We start from the raw sequence: 18,702 nt of genomic DNA, 5'->3' as shown, positions 1-18,702 counted from the left end.
GCATTCTGAACTTAGAGAAAAAGCTTCAAGCTATAGCACTAAATTATAACAAACTGAGGTAATCCTCTTCCCGGTTATTCTCATAAAATGTTTGTCCCTCATACGTAGTACCCAATATGAAAAGCCTTAAGGGAATATTCCTTTAAGGCTTTTTGCATAGTCTTCTTTTGCAATCTTACTAATTATTTAACAGTTTCCCCTGGTATAAGTTCCGGCTGATAGTAGTTTTCGTTAGGTAAATCCTTTTTGCCTTGCAGCTTTCTGATGACCCACTCGGCAGCATCGTGTCCCATTGCTTCCTGAGGGTGTGTTAACGTTGTTAATTTAATATTGGCGTTTTGAGCAACATAGGAATTGTCCTGCCCAATAATCGATAAGTCATCCGGTACAGAAATATTAAGTTGTTTGCATACATTGACAAGTTCCAACCCCACTTGATCGTTATAGCAAACAATCGCAGTTAGTTCATGGTGATGGTTGTTCAGGAATTCTTTCAAATTAGAGTTCAAGTCCTGCTTCGTCTCGGTGTCATAAAAAAGCACATGCTCGGGCTGAAAATGCATTTTGGATTCCCCGAGTGCCTTGATATATCCCTTCATTCTGTACTTTCCTTGGAGATCATCCATTTTGGATATCAAGCCGATTGAAGTATGCCCCTTTGCAATGAGTTCCTTTGTTGCGATATAGCTGGACTCTACGTCATTGAGACAAAAATAAGGTACGTCCAGTTCCTGATAATAGGCATTAATCATGACAAATGGGACATCTTGTTCTTTAAATGATAAGTAGTATGCGATATTTGGATTGTAAAGATTGCTTTTTGTGGGTTCTACAATTAAACCGTCAACCCCGAATGAGAGCATCATCTCCAAGGCTTTCTTTTCCTGAGCAACATCATTATTCGTACTCGCTAAAAGCAGAGAGTAATTATCTTCGTTTAATCTTCTTTCAATTCCACGAATAATGGAAGGGAAAATATAATCGGATATGTACGTGGTAATGACTCCGATTGTTTTTTGATGATTTTTTCCGCCGGCTTTTTGCTGATACTGGTTGCTCACATACGTACCGGATCCTTTTTCGCTTCTGAGAAATCCCTCGTTAGATAGTTCCAGCAGAGCTTTTCTTACAGTATGACGGCTTACTTGATAGGTTTCCTGCAGGCAGAATTCAGTAGGAATCTGTTCTCCTATACTGTAATCTCCGGAAAGAATTTTACTTTTTATATCATCAATAAGAAGCTGATACTTTGGTTTCACTATATTCACTACTTTCAAAGTTGTTCGTATCCTAAATGTTTTGAAAACGATATTTGTATGCACATACTTTACCATAACACGAAAAGATTGAAAAGATAGCGTTTGAAACCTATATAACATAGTTTTAAAAGCTGGAAGAATGGCAGGGTTATTCACTAAGTAGAAATAGGCGCTAGCACTTGTAAGTATATCTTTATTGTTTGTTGACAAATGTACGTACAAAAAATATAATTAAGATTGTTAATTTTCAATTTTATGAGAGTAAGCTCCTACTATTGTAAACGCTATCAATAAAGAAGGTTGTCAGCAAGGCAACTAAACTGAAAGAAAGCTGTCGGGGAGGAGATTGACGTGGACAGGAAACTTGAAGATGTAAGAAATGTGATTAGCAGGGGAGAAACTTCACTTGGAATAGAACTGGGGTCCACCCGCATTAAAGCGGTTTTAATAGACTCTGATTTCAAAACGATCAGCTCAGGAAGTTTTGAATGGGAAAATCAGATGCAAGATGGATTTTGGACGTACAACTCAGCAGATATCATTAGGGGTCTTGGCGCAGCTTACAGCGAGATGAGACAAAAGGTTGAACAACAATACGAAATCACAATCAGCTCTATTGGCTCTATTGGCTTTTCCGCTATGATGCACGGATATATGGCTTTTGATCATGCAGGTGAATTGCTTGTTCCCTTTCGGACCTGGCGCAATGCAACCACCAGTGCTGCAGCAAAGGAATTAACTGATTTATTTCAATTCAATATTCCAGAGCGCTGGAGTATTGCCCATCTTTACCAAGCTGTTTTAAATGAAGAAACACATATATCGCGTATCGATTACATGACTACTTTGGCGGGATACATACACTGGCTGCTAACAGGAAAAAAGGTTATTGGCATCGGAGACGCATCAGGTATGTTTCCGATAAATGAAGTTACAAAGAATTATGATGAAAACATGCTGCAAACCTTTGACAAAGTCATTGGCGCAAAAGGCTGCACCTTGAATATGAAAAACATTCTTCCTACAGTCCTTCTTTCCGGAGAGAGTGCCGGTGAACTAACTGAAGCTGGTGCTAAAATTCTGGATATATCGATGAATTTGCAGCCGGGTATTCCCCTTTGTCCTCCAGAGGGTGATGCGGGAACTGGAATGGTTGCTACAAATAGTGTTAGGAAACGCACCGGAAACGTCTCAGTGGGTACATCGGTTTTTGCCATGATTGTCCTGGAAAAAGACATTTCGCAAGTATATCCGGAAATTGATCTTGTCACAACACCAAGCGGCAGTCCTGTCGGAATGGTTCATGCAAATAACTGTTCAAGTGATTTGAACGCATGGATGGCTTTGTTTCGTGAAGTGACTGAGGCAGTTGGGCAGAAAGCCGACAATGATACACTATACAGTTTGATGTTACTTAAGGCTCTTGAAGCTGACCCGGATGGCGGCGGCCTGCTCAGTTACGGCTATTTTTCAGGAGAAAATATTACAGGGATGGAAGAGGGACGCCCTTTATTTGTTCGCTCGCCTGAAAGTCATTTCAATTTAGCGAACTTCATGCGTACACACCTTTTTACTGCATTTGGGGCACTGAGGATTGGAATGGAGATTCTGACAAGTAAAGAACATCTAGCTATTGATACCATCCTGGCACACGGCGGCTTATTCAAGACCCCTGTTGTTGGCCAGAAATTGATTGCGGCTGCCCTGGATACACCAGTTTCTGTCATGGAAACAGCAGATGAAGGCGGGGCTTGGGGCATGGCTGTCCTTGCTTCCTATTTAATAAATCGTCAAGAGCAGGAAAGCCTCGAGGAATTTCTCGACAGTAACGTTTTTGCAGAGGCTGACATACAGGCAATGGAGCCGGATCCGGTAGATGTGAGAGGATTCCAAGCATTTATGGAACGATATAAAGCCGGTCTGCTAATTGAGAGAGCTGCTGTAGATCACTTGATTGTAAACAGGAGGGGTTAGGATGCTGGAACAGTTAAAAGAAGAGGTGTATCAGGCTAACTTGGAGCTGCCCAAACATGGCCTGGTAAAATTCACCTGGGGAAATGCAAGCGCCATTGACCGGGAAAGAAACCTGATTGTCATCAAACCAAGCGGTGTTGATTATGCGACGATGAAGCCGAGCGATATGGTGGTGGTTGACTTAGAAGGTAATGTGGTAGAGGGGAACTTGAATCCCTCTTCGGATACAAGAACTCATGCAGTACTATATAAGCATTACCATGAAATTGGCGGTATTGTGCACACTCATTCCACATGGGCTACAATATGGGCTCAAGCAGGACTGGATCTTCCTGCGATGGGAACCACTCATGCAGATAATTTTTATGGATCGGTACCATGTGCCCGCTTTTTGACACAAGCAGAGATTGACCGGGACTACGAAGCGGAAACCGGCCATGTCATCATTGAAACATTTCAGCAGCGCAATTTGAATGTCCTGGAAGTGCCCGGTGTTTTACTGAAGGGGCACGGTCCATTTACTTGGGGTAAAAGTGCTGAAGCTGCTGTTATAAACAGTGTTGTACTGGATGAAGTGGCCAAATTAAATCTTTTTACCCGTGAGTTAAACTCTTATGCGGAGAAATTGCCGCAGGGTATCTTGGATAAACACTATTTACGGAAGCATGGAAAAAATGCTTACTACGGGCAATAGACACGATCAACTACAATCTAAAAAAAGAGGGTTTTGACCATGAAAAAAGCAGAAAAAGAGTTTTGGTTTGTTGTAGGTTCGCAGCATCTTTATGGAGATGAAGCACTGGCAGAGGTGAAAAAAAATGCTGGAGTCATCACGGATGCACTAAATGAAAGCGGAGTATTGCCTTATCCAATACATTTGCAGGATCTGGCAGTTAGTGCAGACAAGATTACGAAGGTGATGAAAGAAGTGAACTATCGTGACGAGGTGGCCGGTGTGATCACCTGGATGCATACCTTCTCACCTGCTAAAATGTGGATTCGCGGGACCAAACTATTGCAAAAACCGCTGCTTCACTTAGCGACTCAATTCAATGAGCATATTCCTTGGGAAACGATTGATATGGATTTTATGAATTTGAATCAGGCAGCACATGGTGATCGGGAGTATGGATTTATAAATGCCCGCTTAAAAAAGAACAATAAAATTGTAGTGGGCTACTGGGAACGTCCGGAAGTGCAGCAGCAAATTGCGGACTGGATGGATGTTGCAGCTGCTTATCATGAGAGTTTTCATATTAAAGTAGCGCGCTTTGGCGATAATATGCGGAACGTGGGAGTGACAGAAGGAGATAAAGTTGAAGCTCAAATACAGTTCGGCTGGACTGTTGATTATTTTGGCATCGGAGATCTTGTTTCATATGTGGATGCTGTTCAGGAAGAAGAAATCTCTGCCCTTTTAGAAGAATATGAAAATCTCTATGATTTTGATTATGGTACTTACAGCAAGGAGGCGTGGCTTTCGAGTGTAAGAGTGCAGGCAAGTTATGAAGTTGCCATTAAACGTTTCCTTGATGATGGCGGCTACACTGCCTTTACAACTAACTTTGAAGATTTACATGGCATGAAACAGCTTCCGGGTCTTGCCGTGCAGCGCCTGATGGAACAAGGTTATGGCTTTGCTGGAGAAGGAGATTGGAAGACTGCGGCGCTCGATCGTCTGCTGAAGGTGATGAGCCATAACAAATCAACCGGTTTTATGGAAGATTACACATATGAATTAGGTTCCGGGCAGGAATCAGTCCTTCAATCGCATATGCTGGAGGTAGATCCATCTTTAGCAGGCAGCAAGCCTAGATTGGTTGTTTCCCCCTTAAACATTGGAGACCGGGAAGATCCTGCACGCTTGGTGTTTGACGGAAAACCAGGAGATGGTGTCGCCGTATCAATGGCTGACTTTGGTACACATTATAAACTATTAATTAATGAAATCTCTGCTTTTGAACCGACCGTTCCTGCTCCAAATCTTCCTGTGGCCAGAGTGCTTTGGAAAATCAAGCCGAACTTTCAGGAGGGAGTCAAAGCCTGGATTGAAAATGGAGGAGGGCATCATACAGTTGTCTCGCTGACTTTAACTGCAGAGCAGATTATCACATATGCCAAGCTTGTTGATTTAGACTATGTAGTAATTAAATAACATCCTCTTCAATAAAGCTGACCCTGCAGTGCAAAAGAGTATTGAATGCAATTCAATGCTTCTTTTGCTTTCAGTACATGTTCATGCCCCGGACTCCTTTCTGCAAGGCTATTTTGGAAAGGGCTGTAAGTCCATTACCAATACTGCATAACCGTCCAATAGGCGGGACTTTATTCGTACCTTATCCTCTTCTTTCAATTCCCTAAAGTTCTACACATCATTATTTTAAAATCATTTATTTTCAGGTTTTTTTGCGAAAGCATGTTATAGAAATTCCGTTTACAGGGAATGAGGAAACGTAGCAGTCGATTTCGCTTTTGTAAATCTAATAAAATTTAATCTGGGGAAAACGGTGTCATTTTAGCTTCGTTATATTATGATGGTTTAAAATGGTTTAAGATAGTATTTCTTTGCAAATCATTATATCTATGTTGTACGGATGGAGTGTTAAAGTGTGAATGAAACGAAATACGGTATGGTGAAGAACTGGATTAAATCCAAGATTCTTGATAACACGTTTCTGCCAAAACAAAAAATACATTCTGAAAGTGAACTGATGGGACTGTTCAATGTCAGCAGGCATACTGTTCGTCTTGCTCTGGGGGAGTTAGTAAGTGACGGATGGCTGTACAAAGAACAAGGGGCCGGAACGTATGTATCAGATAGAACAGAACATAACAGCGAAGCTTCAAATGGTGTTAGCAATAAGAGCATAGCAATTATTGTGACATATATTTCTGATTATATTTTTCCTTCGATTATCCGCGGAGCAGAGAGCATATTAAGTCAAGAAGGATATCAGGTGAGTCTGTACAGTACAAATAACGATCATGCTGCCGAAAGAAAAATTTTAGAAACGATTATTGCGCAGAAATTTGATGGGGTCATTGTTGAGGCAACAAAAAGCGCTATATCCAACCCTAATCTTAACTATTATTTAAGTTTGGAATCCCTGAAGATTCCCTATGTGATGATTAATGCAGCCTACGATGAGTTAGAGCCGGTCAGTGTGGTTCTGGATGACGAAAAGGGTGGTTATATCCAAGCGGAACATTTAATTAACTTAGGCCACAGCAATATGCTCGGTTTTTTCAAGAGTGACGATTTACAAGGGCTAAAAAGGATGAAAGGATATTTAAAAGCGCAAAGAGAGCATGGCATCCCCATTCATCCTGATCATATTATTACGTACACAACAGATGAAAAGCTTAGCAAACCTATCGAAATGCTTGAAAATATTCTGAAACAGTCAGAGGAAATTCCAACTGGCATTGTTTGTTATAATGATGAACTGGCTATGAAGCTGCTGGATGTTCTTCGACAAAAAAATGTCCGTGTGCCTCATGATATGTCCATCATTGGTTTTGACGATTCATTCTTTGCTGACATTTCAGAAGTGAAATTAACTACAGTCAGACACCCTAAAAGTGAACTGGGCGAAATGGCTGCCAAAAAAGTGATAGAACTGATTCATCATCATCAGTCTCAAATTATGGTGGATGCTCGTGAAAATTCTTTTCTGTTTGAGCCGGAAATTGTTCATAGAAATTCAACCAAGGAAACAGATTACAGCTAATATCTTTTTTGTTCATAAAGTCCATAAGAATGTGTAAATTGTTCTTTTTGAAAGGGTGGTAAAACACCTTGAAAGCCCCTATTTATATATAACCGGAGGAATTCCGTCTATTCATAGAAAACGGCGAAAATGACCTGAAATAAACGGAGGTATTCCGCCTATGCACCAAAAAAACTGCTAAATGGATGATTTTCAGCAGCTTAAGCGGAATTCATTCCCTTATTTCCCCTATAAAATGGCCTATTCTAAATGTAACCGGAATTCTTCCGCTTATTCTTTCTGTTTAGTTATGCCGTCTTGTGAATGTAGAATTCATGAACAATTGTTCAGTAGCTGAAAACAGTGTTGCCAAGAGTGAATAAAAGAACTATTCCTTTTTACACAATTATAAGGACTTAAACTTTTTTGCCGGCTGCAGAAGAAGCTTTGTTCCGATAAAGCAGAGCTTGAAAAGCAGGAATCAGAAGCGATTAAATCAGCATTTCATATCTTGTACGTACAACTAAAGATGTTTTTTTAATTTGAAGAATGGTTTGTCCTTAATAAACCGTTTCCATGTTGACATGTACGTATATCTTAATTATAATATCATTAAGAAATGAATGCGTTTTCAATACAATATCTGAAAATTGCGTTTATACTCACTGGCCAAGGAGTGATTTCTGGAGATATAACTCAGAAACTTAGTTTGTTCAACGAACGAATAAATAAGGGGTGGAAAAGGGAATGAATAAAAAATTATTTTCTAATGCAGGAATCCTGATGTTATGTTTGGTGTTTTTTCTGGCGGCATGCAGCGGCGGGGGCGGCGGCACACAGCCTGCTAATTCTGATGATGTAAAAACTGCTGGTGAGGATATTGAAAATGCAACAGAATTATCGTTCTGGACATTTGCGGGGACACATGCTGATTTTTATGCGAATGCAGCTGACAGATGGAACGACCAGAATCCAGATAAACCTATTAAATTAACTGTTGAAAACTATCCTTTTGATCAAATGCATAACAACTTGTTAATGGCATTGCAATCAGGATCCGGAGCACCGGATTTAGCCGACATAGAGCTGGCTAAATTTCCAAACTTCCTTAAAGGAAATGTTCAATTAGAACCGCTGAACGATTTGATAGAGTCTGAGTTGGATAGTTTTGTACCTGAAAGACTGAACGTATATCAGAAGGATGGTAATTATTACGGAGCTCCAACACATATCGGCGCATCAGTTGTTTACTATAATACGGAAATCATGGACCAGGCAGGCGTTGATATCGACGCAATTGAGACTTGGGACGATTATGTAGATGCAGGCTTGAAAGTGGTTGAAGAGACTGGAAAGCCTATGACAACCATTGCAACAAACTGGTATGGAATCTGGCCATATGTTGCCCAAAGAGGATCTGACTTCTTCGATCAAAATGGAGAACTGACTTTAGATAACGAAAAAAATATTGACACTTTACAGTTTATTGACGACATGGTCAATAAACACAAGATTGCCAGCATTACTCCTGGCGGACAGTATCATTCTGAAGAATTTTACGGCTTTATGAATGGCGGCGGCCAGGCTTCACTTGTGATCCCAATGTTCTATATGAAAGACTTTACAACTTATATGCCTGACCTTAAAGGTAAAGTTCAAATCAGACCTATGCCGAAATGGTCAGATTCAGATTTCGAATCAGCGACAATGGGCGGAACAGGTACGGTTGTTACAAGCCAATCTGAGCACATTGATTTAGCAAAAGAATTTTTATACTTTGCAAAGCTGTCCAAAGAAGGCAACATCGCACTATGGACAGAACTCGGTTTTGATCCTCCTCGCTGGGATGTGTGGGAAGATGAAAAAATGAGAGCTGACAACGTATATTACGACTATTTCCATGATGATATTTTCGATATTCTGCTGGATGTAAAAGATAATGTAGCAGGTATTCAACTATCTGAATATTTACCTGATGTACTAACAGAAATAGATTCTAATATTATGCACAGCGTACTAAGAGAACAAAACGCCACACCAGAAGAAGCACTGAAACGGTCATCTGATACGATCAGGCAGAAAATGGGAAGTGGAAACTAAATCATTACTTATGGACAGGGGAAATCCTGTCCATAAGAATTTTTAATGTTAGAAGGGATAAAATGGCAGAATTAAATACACAAAGAGCAGATTCAGCAGTAGTACCCAAAAAAGGAAATAGCATTTTGAGGTTTTTAAACTCAAAAAAGATCGTGCCATATATTTTTGTTTTTCCTTTCCTAGTTTCTTTTACAGTTCTTACACTCTATCCTGCAATACAAGCAATCATGATGAGTTTTCAGAGAATACTACCCGGCCAGGTAGAATTTATCGGGCTTCAAAATTATCAAAGAATATTCAATCAGGCTTTTTACAAAGCGTTAAGCAATACAACGATCTACATGGTACTGACGGTTTTAATATTAATAACTGTTCCTATCATACTGGCAATTCTGCTAGATTCTAAATTAGTCAGATTCAAAACTTTCTTTCGTTCTGCATTATTTATCCCGGCATTAACGTCTATTGTAGTTGCTGGTGTCATTTTCAGATTGGTTTTTTCAGAATCAGACCTTGCAATTGCGAACCAGGTGGTTGGCTTTTTTGGTATCGATCCTATCAGCTGGCAGTTTAATGCCTGGTCGGGAATGTTGATTATGGTTATGCTGTCTTCCTGGAGATGGATGGGTGTAAACGTATTGTACTTTTTGGCAGGATTGCAGAACGTTCCTAAAGAGTTGTATGAATCAGCTGAAATAGATGGGGCGAATATGTTTCAAAAATTTATACACGTTACACTTCCATTTTTAAAACCTATCATTATTTTTGTGACAACAATCAGTATTATTGGCGGTTTCAGGGTGTTTGAAGAGAGTTATGTGATTTGGCAGGGCAATTCACCGGGAAATATCGGATTGACTCTTGTAGGATTATTATATCAACAGGGTATTCAGCAGAATGATATGGGCTTTGGAGCTGCAATCGGTGTTGTGCTGCTCATCATTATCTTTATAGTAAGTATGATTTATTTACTATTGACTGGTGCTTTTAAAAGAGGTGACGAATAGGATGAAGAAACATAGTACTCTAGCTAAATGGATATTTAATATCGCTTTTGTGGTGATAGCGTTCATTGCGTTATTTCCTTTATTAAGCCTCGTTTTCTCTTCATTTCTCCCATCATCAGAATTGATGAGGAAAGGGATCACTTTTTCAGTCAATTGGAGTGAACTGTCAATCAGAAACTATACGTATATCTTTACGCAGGCTCCTTCTTACTGGGCATGGTATGGAAATAGCTTAATTATTTCCGGGTTAACGATCGTTTTATCTTTATTTTTCTCTTCCATGATTGGTTATGCACTGGCAGTATACAAATTTAAAGGGAGAAATTTCATTTTCCTGCTGGTTCTTGTCATCATCATGATTCCATTTGAAGTCCTGATGCTCCCGCTGTATCAATTAATGATCAATCTGCGTCTGATTAACACATACACGGGAATCATGCTTCCATTGATTATTGCACCAACAACTGTATTTTTCTTCAGGCAATATGCAATGGGACTTCCTACAGAATTAATGGATTCTGCCAGAATTGATGGGTGTACAGAATATGGGATTTATTTTAAAATCATGGCTCCTCTGATGCTGCCTTCTTTCTCAGCCATGGCTATTTTACAAGGCTTAAACAGCTGGAATAACTTCCTGTGGCCGCTGCTTGTTGTCCGGTCCAATGATTTATTCACGTTGCCAATCGGGCTCGCAACTTTATTAACGCCATATGGAAATAACTATGATATTTTGATAGCCGGGGCAGTGATGACTGTTGTCCCAATTATCATTCTCTTTGTGTTCTTCCAGCGCTATTTTGTTGCAGGGTTAACTTCCGGAAGTGTAAAGGGATAATCTATTATGTGATTGAAAGAAAGGTGTTAGAGGATGAACAGCCAATACATTGTGAATTCACTGGATAAGATCTTTATATGGATAACACGTTTAGTAGCCATCAACGTACTATGGGTTTTTTATACAATGATTGGCCTGATAGCGGGAGGAATATTCCCGGCTACGCTGACGGTTCTCAAAATATTCAGGATGTGGATCATGGGGGATCCACACGTTCCTATTTGGAGTACGTTTCAGCAGGAATACTGGAAAGTGTTTTGGACATCCAACATGATGGGCTGGATGATGACGATAGCAGGGGGCGTGCTTTACTTCAATTACACTGTGATGAAAAGCATGGGCAGTCTGAATATCGTCACGTATGCTGCTTTTTATCTGTTAATCTTATTTTATCTCAATGTATTGATTTGGTCTTTCCCTCAGTTAGCACATTATAACGGCAGTATCAAGCTTGTTTTCAAAAATGCCATTATTTTTGGCTTTGGCAAGTTTCACTATACCGTTGCTATCATGGTGTATATGTTTGCTGTTTTGTATGTTTCGTTAAACTACCCAGGCATTCTTCCCTTTTTCACAATAAGTGTGCTGGCATTTGGCTGGATATGGATATCAATGAATTTGTTTCAAAAGGTAGATCTGAAAATAATGAGCGCAGAAAGGTGAGTGATGACTTTGAAAACGTCCAAAGCAAAAATGATTATTGATCAATCCTTTAAGATTTCTGAAATAAACCCGAGGATTTACGGGTCATTTATAGAACAGCTGGGCCGGGCGGTATACGGCGGAATATATGAGCCTGGCCATGCTTCTGCCGATGAAAATAATTTCAGGCAGGATGTGATACAACTTGTGAAGGAATTGCAAGTGCCAATTATTCGTTATCCTGGGGGCAATATGGTCTCAGCGTACAACTGGGAGGACGGGGTCGGACCAAAGGAATCAAGGCCAAAGCGGCTGGATCTTGCTTGGAATTCACTTGAAACCAATGAGGTAGGGACGAATGAATTTGTTTCCTGGGCAAAAAAGGTAAATGCTGAAGTGATGATGGCTGTTAATTTAGGCACACGCGGAATTGACGCTGCACGCAGCTTATTGGAATACTGCAATCATCCAGGCGGTACATATTGGAGCGACTTGAGAAGAGAACATGGCTTTCGAGATCCTCATAATATAAAGGTATGGTGTTTAGGAAATGAAATGGACGGACCTTGGCAGATTGGAATGAAGACAGCGTACGAATATGGCAGGCTTGCTGCTGAAACCGGCAAGGCAATGAAACTGGTTGATCCTTCCATTGAGTTAGTCAGCTGCGGAAGTTCAGGCTCCGGTATGCCGACATTCCCTGAATGGGAAGCGGAAACATTGGAACATACATATGAAGTTGCTGATTATATTTCTCTTCATCAGTATTATGGAAACAGAGATAATGATACGGCAAACTATTTGGCCAACACACTGGATATGGATAATTTTATCAAGACGGTCATTGCGACCTGCGATTATATGAAGGCAAAAAAGCGCAGTAAGAAAACAATCAACCTGAGCTTTGATGAATGGAATGTGTGGTTTCACTCTAACGATCAGGACAAGACCATCGAGCCTTGGTCTGTAGCACCGCCTTTATTAGAGGATATTTATACATTTGAAGATGCGCTTCTTGTAGGCAGCATGCTGAATACACTGCTGAAACATTCAGATCGTGTAAAAATGGCCTGTATGGCCCAGTTAGTAAATGTGATTGCCCCTATTATGACGGAAACAGGCGGCGGAATCTGGAAGCAAACGATATTCTATCCATACTACTATACTTCTGTATATGGCCGCGGAACGGCCTTGCATTCTATCGTGGATTCACCTAAATATGACAGCAAAGATTTTACTGATGTCCCATATTTGGATCAGGCAGTTGTCTTTAATGAAGAAAATGAAGAATTGGTTATTTTTGCAGTAAATCGCAGCACGGAGGAACAATTAATAGTGGACATTGATATCCGGTCATTTGAGGGATATCAATTAGTGGAACAAGTTGTGCTCGCACATGAAGATCCAAAAGCGGTTAACACGATTGAGAAGGAAAGGGTTAAGCCGCGGAATGTGAATGACTCTTCCATACAAAACGGTACTTTAACAGCGGTATTGTCTAAATTGTCATGGAATATGATTCGTCTTAAAAAAGCATCAGAGTAATGTTATTTTGACAGCTTAAAACTCGGTGCAGAACGTGCCGGTTTTAAGAAGGAGATGATAATTAACCTTTTAATCCGCTCTTAGCGGATTTTTTTATTTTCCCTTAAAAAGATTGACATTCAAATAACCGTTTGAATATACTTTAATCAAATGATCTTTTGAATGAGAGAAGGGTACAGAGATGAGAAATCATGAGGTTTGCGAAGTGCAATGTGTGGATGGAGAGGCAGTGGGACGTGTAAAACAATCACTGACAAAACATAATACCAGTAATGTGGCGAATATATTTAAAGCTTTATCAGATGAAACAAGAGTAAAGATTGCTTATTCTTTATATTCCGAAGGGGAGCTTTGTGTGTGTGATGTGGCAAATATAGCAGGCAGTTCCATTGCGTCGGCTTCCCATCATCTCAGGCTTCTGAACAAGCTTGGCCTTGCCAAATCAGAGAAGCGAGGAAAGCTTGTGTATTATTCGCTGGATGATCATCATGTTGAGCAATTAATCTCTCTTGCATTCGACCATCAGCTGGAGGTGGAAAACCGTGAGCGCTGAATCTGAAAAAAATACGTACCGAGTTCAGGGCTTCAGCTGTGCAAACTGTGCCGCAACTTTTGAGAAAAACGTTAATCAGCTCTCGAGTGTGGAGGAGGCGAATGTGAATTTTGGAGCGGCAAAACTCACTGTCTACGGATCTGCGACCATTCAGGAGCTGGAAAAGGCAGGAGCTTTTGAAAATTTAAAGCTTCGCCCTGAGCATGAGAAGGCTGCTGAGAAGGAAGAGCACTTTTTGAAAAGGCATTGGGGTGTTCTGATTTCAAGCTTTCTGTTGATCATTGGCTGGATATTGGTTTTTCCGAGCGGGGAAGACAGCTTGCCGGCAATTTCACTTTTTGCAGCATCCATTGTGATTGGGGGTCACCGCCTGTTCCGTGCAGGGCTTGCAAATTTGTTCAGGCTTCAGTTCGATATGAAAACCTTGATGACGATCGCGATTATTGGAGCGGCACTGATTGGTGAGTGGGGAGAAGGGGCAACGGTCGTTATTTTATTCGCTATCAGCGAAGCCCTGGAAGCTTATTCTATGGACAGAGCCCGTAAATCGATTTCTTCTCTCATGGATATTGCGCCAAAGGAAGCTTTTATTAGAAGAGGGCATCATGAAGTGAGTGTTCCTGTTGATGACATTGAGGTAGGGGACATCATGATTGTGAAGCCGGGGCAAAAAATTGCTATGGATGGGATTGTCGTTAAGGGCGGTTCCTCCGTCAACCAGGCTGCCATCACTGGTGAATCTGTTCCAGTCTATAAATCAGAAGGAAGCGATGTATTTGCAGGCACCCTGAACGAAGAGGGGCTATTGGAAATTAAGGTAACTAAAAAAGTGAATGACACAACCATTGCTAAGATCATTCACCTGGTTGAGGAAGCTCAATCGGAAAGAGCGCCTTCACAAGCATTTGTTGATACTTTTGCCAAATATTATACTCCGCTGATTATTTTGGTTGCTGCTCTGGTTGCTGTCATTCCGCCCTTGTTCTTCGCAGCAGACTGGTCAGCATGGATTTATCAGGGGCTGGCTGTCCTTGTCGTCGGCTGTCCTTGTGCCCTTGTAATTTCGACTCCTGTAGCGATTGTCACGGCCATCGGACATGCGGCAAGGAAAGGTATCTTGATAAAGGGCGGAATTTATCTCGAAGAAGCGGCCCGGATTTCTGCGGTTGCTTTTGATAAAACTGGGACATTAACGCACGGAAAGCCCAAGGTCACCTCTTTTCAACCGGCAGAAAGCGGCGTTTCACCTGAGGAAGTCATTGTGATTATGGCGGCTCTGGAAAAGCAGTCGCAGCATCCTTTGGGAACAGCGATTGTCCGCTGGGCTGAAGAGCAGAAGCTGGGCTTTGAAGAAGTGGAAGTGACTGAATTTCTTTCTGTTACCGGAAAGGGTATAAAGGGAAAAATCAATGAAGTTCACTATATGATAGGAAAACCTGAATTTATCGAACAAGAGCTGTCACAGCCGCTTTCATTGGAGATGAAAAACAGAATTCAAGAAGAACAGCAGCAAGGCAGAACGGTCATGCTTGCAGCGGATGTAAACAGGGTGCTTGGACTGGTTTCTGTCGCGGACACGGTCAGGGAGTCCAGCAGGAAAGCGATCAGCAGCATTCATCAGCTTGGTGTAAAGGAAACCCTTATGCTGACAGGAGACAATCCTGAAACAGCAAGGGCCATCGGACATGAAACAGGGGTTTCCAGAGTGTTTGCAGAACTGATGCCGCAGGATAAGCTGCAAAAAATAAAAGAACTCAGAGACACTTACGGCACTGTCGCAATGGTGGGAGACGGCGTGAACGATGCACCTGCTCTGGCGGCCGCTTCTGTTGGGGTGGCCATGGGCGGAGCAGGAACTGACACTGCATTGGAGACAGCGGATATTGCTCTGATGGGGGATGATCCCGCCAAGCTGTCGTTCACCATTAAGCTCAGCCGAAAAGCGCTTAGCATTATTAAACAGAATATTACCTTCTCCCTCCTGATTAAAGTGCTGGCCCTTCTCCTTGTCATTCCAGGCTGGCTCACGCTCTGGATTGCCATTTTCGCAGATATGGGAGCAACTCTGCTTGTGACATTGAACGGACTGCGTTTGTTGAAGGTGAAGGAATAGCTTGAGTTTTTTATCAGAGGGATGGGACGATGTACCCGTCCCTCTGTCCCTTTCCAATATTTGTTTTTAATTCCTGAAGCAAGGGTAAAGTTAGAGTAAATCTAATCAGGGGTGAGAGACATGCTGAGTAATTTCGGAGAAACAAATGTAGCTTCTTATTTGAAGACGATGGCCAGGGAGCATTGCGAGCAGCTGAAGTCACAGGGAGATCTTGATGATATGAAGAGAGCAAGAATTGAAGGAAAGATTCTTGCATACAACGAGATGCTCACAAGGTTCGAAATGGGTGCAGAGCAGTGTGAAGAAGTGGCAGAGCGGGTTGTCAACAATCAGGAAGAAGTACTGCATGTAGATCGTGATTAAGGATGTTTACCTCAGGTAACATCCTTTTTTTGCACTTTCAGCTAGACGGAATGCAATCTTTTCCATCAGAAGAGCATTGAGAGCGTTTCATTTTTGTAAGAAGGTGGAATGAAATGGCTAAGGCGGTGGTAGTTTGAAAACGAAGGTCATGATTGCAGGCGGCGGGGTTGGCGGCCTTATGGCTGCCCTGAAGCTGGCTAAGTGCGGATATGATGTAACAGTGGCAGAGCAGACAAAAAACAGTGCCCATCTTTATAAAGGGGAACTGCTTCAGCCGAAAAGCATACAGCTGTTTGAGCAGGCCGGAGTTCAGGAGCAAGTGATCTCAACGGGGCACCCCATAAATGAAATAGAAATCATAGAAATGAAGCGAAAGAACGATCAGTATCATCAGCTTGGCAAAGCTGTTATGGACTATAACATCATCAACAGCAGATACAATTACGCATTGATGATTCCTCATGAAATCCTGAAAAATATTCTCCTTGAGGAAGCGGAAAAGTATCAGGGCTTCAATCTGATCCGGCCGGCTCGTTTTACAGGCTTCCGTAATGGAAAAGCACTTGTTAAAACCAGTGAACAAGAGCTGGAAATAGAGGCGGATGTGTATATCGGCGCAGAGGGAAGAAAATCAAAAGTGAGAGAAGCGATGAACGTTCCCGTGAAGGAACAAACTTATGACCATCATTTTCTTACTGTCTCTTTTCCAAGGCCGCCTTCCCTTACAGAAGGCAGGATGATCTCCACAGCTCATACTTTCTTAGGATTGTTTCCGCTCCCTGATAACAAAGTGAGAACAGTGTATCTTATATCATCCGGAGAATACAAAGAAATGAAAGAAAAAGGAATTCAATATTTTCATGAAAGATATCTGGAGCTTTGTCCGGATCTCGATGGATATGTAACTCAGATAAAAAGCTGGAAAGAAATTCAGCTGATGATACCTGTTCATTTTCATGCTGAACATTATGTGAAAGGCAACAAAGCCATCATAGGAGATGCAGCTCACAGTGTTCACCCGATGGCGGGGGAGGGAATGAATCTGGCTATCCAGGATGGAGACGCGCTTGGAGAACTGCTGTGCTGGATTTTTGAAAACGGCTACGAGCCTGAAAAATATTTGGATTGGTATGAAGAAGTCAGACGGCCAAGGGTGGAGCACATCCTGAATATCAGCCATCTTTCTTCCATACCGTATTCCAAGCCCTTTAAGTATTTTACGAGAATTCGAAACAAGGGTATCAAGCAAATGACAAAGGACCCTAAGCTGCACACAAAGCAAATGCTGAACATCTCGGGGCTAGGCATTTGGAAAGAAACGTTTTTGGACAGGATGATCCAGGTTGGCATGCTGCCGGCCAGAACCTATCAGAACATCCAGCTCATGCATGAGCGTTATATGTTTTCAAGCGAAAACGATTATCCTTGGAGAACAAAGGGAGGGAACAGCCATGCTTAAGGAATATGTAAGGGTTTTTAAAGCCAGGGGCTGGATGAAAAGAAACATGCCGTTTTTGTACACTTGGCATGCTTATATAGGGTACGAGCTTGATCTTTACGAAACCTTCAGAAAGCCGAAAACCATTCATGAGGTGGCTGTCCAAAAGTCACTGAAAGAAGACCTGCTGGAAAGATGGATAGATGTAGGCGTATCTATTAAATATATGAAAAGAGCCTCCAAAAACCGGTTTCGGACATCCCGGAGCTTTATGCTGCCTTCCAGCAAGCGAAATCCGAGATCCACAGGCGTCATTCTGAAAGAGATGATGGAACTTCATATTCCTACTCTATTAAACTATCCGCATCTGATGCAATCACAGGAGAAACAAACCTTTGATCATGAAGAACATGGAATGACAGTGGCTCAAACGTCCTCTTTGCTAGAACAGCTCGCCTTTCCAAAGATAGCGGCCATGATCAGAAAGCAGGGAGCAGAAAATGTTCTTGATGTAGGGTGCGGGCATGGAGGGTATATTCGCAGGCTGGCGGAAGCAAATCCCGGCCTAAAGCTAACAGGAATTGAACTCAATGAAGAGGTGGCCCAGGAAGCGGAGCGTCGATGCCAGAATTGCGGGCACATTGATATCCGCTGTGAAAACGCTCTAAGCTGGTCAACTGGGGAGAAATATGATTACATCATGGTAAACAATATGCTTCATTATCTCTCGCCTGAAGACAGGGGCAAGCTGTTTCAGCAGCTGGGCAGCTGGCTGACAGGGAAAGGAACCATCTCTGTCATTACACCTATTCAGCACTCCAGGCACGGCAAGCAGTTCTCTAGTGTGTTTAACAGCTTCTTCACTGCATTTGATAATTTATATCCGGTTCCTGAAGAAAAAGACATGCAAAACATTGCAGCAGAAGCAGGTCTTGCTATTAACAGCTTCAGGCCTGTGATTAAAGAAGGCGGCTGGTATATTCTTACCATGCAAAAAATCTGATGTATTTTCCGGATCTGAGCTCGCCGCGCGGCGGGCTTTTTCTGTTGCAGGCCTTGTTATTATTTCGACATATTGGAGCCTTCCATCCTGCGAGAACTGGGGATCTTGTCCATTATTCCTGGAAAGTAACTGTCGAAGGTCGTCACTACATACATAA

General features: G+C 41.8%; 15 protein-coding genes. 14 read left to right on the top strand and 1 reads right to left on the bottom strand.

What is annotated here, in order from left to right; genetic code table 11:
• Positions 1-182: 182 nt before the first annotated feature.
• The gene (locus GJU40_RS05090) at positions 183-1,259 is read right to left on the bottom strand and encodes a GntR family transcriptional regulator (RefSeq protein ID WP_343031412.1); all 1,077 of its coding nucleotides are present in this window, start codon (positions 1,257-1,259) and stop codon (positions 183-185) included.
• Positions 1,260-1,610: 351 nt separating this feature from the next.
• On the opposite strand from GJU40_RS05090, the gene GJU40_RS05085 reads away from it, so the two are divergent.
• The 14 genes from GJU40_RS05085 (at position 1,611) to GJU40_RS05020 (ending at position 18,545) form a co-directional block, all read left to right on the top strand.
• The gene (locus GJU40_RS05085) at positions 1,611-3,233 is read left to right on the top strand and encodes a xylulokinase (RefSeq protein WP_343031407.1); all 1,623 of its coding nucleotides are present in this window, start codon (positions 1,611-1,613) and stop codon (positions 3,231-3,233) included.
• Position 3,234: 1 nt separating this feature from the next.
• Positions 3,235-3,927 carry an L-ribulose-5-phosphate 4-epimerase gene (locus GJU40_RS05080; protein WP_154306665.1) on the top strand — a complete coding sequence of 231 codons (693 nt, stop codon included), beginning with the start codon at positions 3,235-3,237 and terminating at the stop codon, positions 3,925-3,927.
• Positions 3,928-3,966: 39 nt separating this feature from the next.
• Positions 3,967-5,388 (top strand): L-arabinose isomerase, encoded by a 1,422-nt coding sequence (gene araA / locus GJU40_RS05075; RefSeq protein WP_154306664.1) that lies wholly within the window; start codon positions 3,967-3,969, stop codon positions 5,386-5,388.
• 475 nt (positions 5,389-5,863) lie between these two features.
• Complete coding sequence (locus GJU40_RS05070) at positions 5,864-6,964, top strand: GntR family transcriptional regulator (RefSeq protein ID WP_154306708.1); 1,101 nt, start codon at positions 5,864-5,866, stop codon at positions 6,962-6,964.
• A 726-nt stretch (positions 6,965-7,690) separates the two neighbouring features.
• Positions 7,691-9,043, top strand: coding sequence for an ABC transporter substrate-binding protein (locus GJU40_RS05065; protein ID WP_154306663.1), 1,353 nt, complete (start codon positions 7,691-7,693; stop codon positions 9,041-9,043).
• A 62-nt stretch (positions 9,044-9,105) separates the two neighbouring features.
• Positions 9,106-10,050, top strand: coding sequence for a carbohydrate ABC transporter permease (locus tag GJU40_RS05060; RefSeq protein WP_154306662.1), 945 nt, complete (start codon positions 9,106-9,108; stop codon positions 10,048-10,050).
• 1 nt (position 10,051) lies between these two features.
• Entirely contained in the window at positions 10,052-10,888 is an 837-nt protein-coding gene (locus GJU40_RS05055) for a carbohydrate ABC transporter permease (RefSeq protein WP_154306661.1), read from the top strand.
• A 33-nt stretch (positions 10,889-10,921) separates the two neighbouring features.
• Positions 10,922-11,551 (top strand): YesL family protein, encoded by a 630-nt coding sequence (locus GJU40_RS05050; protein WP_154306660.1) that lies wholly within the window; start codon positions 10,922-10,924, stop codon positions 11,549-11,551.
• Between the two features lie 3 nt (positions 11,552-11,554).
• Positions 11,555-13,075: an arabinosylfuranosidase ArfA gene (arfA, locus tag GJU40_RS05045; RefSeq protein WP_154306707.1), complete on the top strand. Its 1,521-nt coding sequence runs from the start codon at positions 11,555-11,557 to the stop codon at positions 13,073-13,075.
• Between the two features lie 181 nt (positions 13,076-13,256).
• Entirely contained in the window at positions 13,257-13,628 is a 372-nt protein-coding gene (locus GJU40_RS05040; protein ID WP_154306659.1) for an ArsR/SmtB family transcription factor, read from the top strand.
• Complete coding sequence (locus GJU40_RS05035) at positions 13,618-15,741, top strand: heavy metal translocating P-type ATPase (RefSeq protein WP_343031406.1); 2,124 nt, start codon at positions 13,618-13,620, stop codon at positions 15,739-15,741. Before GJU40_RS05040 ends, GJU40_RS05035 begins: the two co-directional genes overlap by 11 nt.
• Positions 15,742-15,861: 120 nt before the next feature.
• Positions 15,862-16,104, top strand: coding sequence for a hypothetical protein (locus GJU40_RS05030; RefSeq protein WP_154306657.1), 243 nt, complete (start codon positions 15,862-15,864; stop codon positions 16,102-16,104).
• A 133-nt stretch (positions 16,105-16,237) separates the two neighbouring features.
• A complete protein-coding gene (locus tag GJU40_RS05025) occupies positions 16,238-17,563 on the top strand; it encodes an FAD-dependent oxidoreductase (RefSeq protein ID WP_154306656.1) in 1,326 nt (441 codons plus the stop codon).
• On the top strand, positions 17,556-18,545 hold the full coding sequence (locus GJU40_RS05020; RefSeq protein WP_154306655.1) for an SAM-dependent methyltransferase: 990 nt from the start codon (positions 17,556-17,558) through the stop codon (positions 18,543-18,545). Before GJU40_RS05025 ends, GJU40_RS05020 begins: the two co-directional genes overlap by 8 nt.
• The last annotated feature ends 157 nt before the right edge of the window (positions 18,546-18,702 follow it).

Origin of the sequence: Metabacillus lacus (assembly GCF_009674805.1) — a bacterium.
GTDB classification, from domain to species: domain Bacteria; phylum Bacillota; class Bacilli; order Bacillales; family Bacillaceae; genus Metabacillus_C; species Metabacillus_C lacus.
The sequence above is the reverse complement of the archived record's forward strand: the minus strand, read 5'-3'. Positions and strand labels throughout refer to the sequence as shown.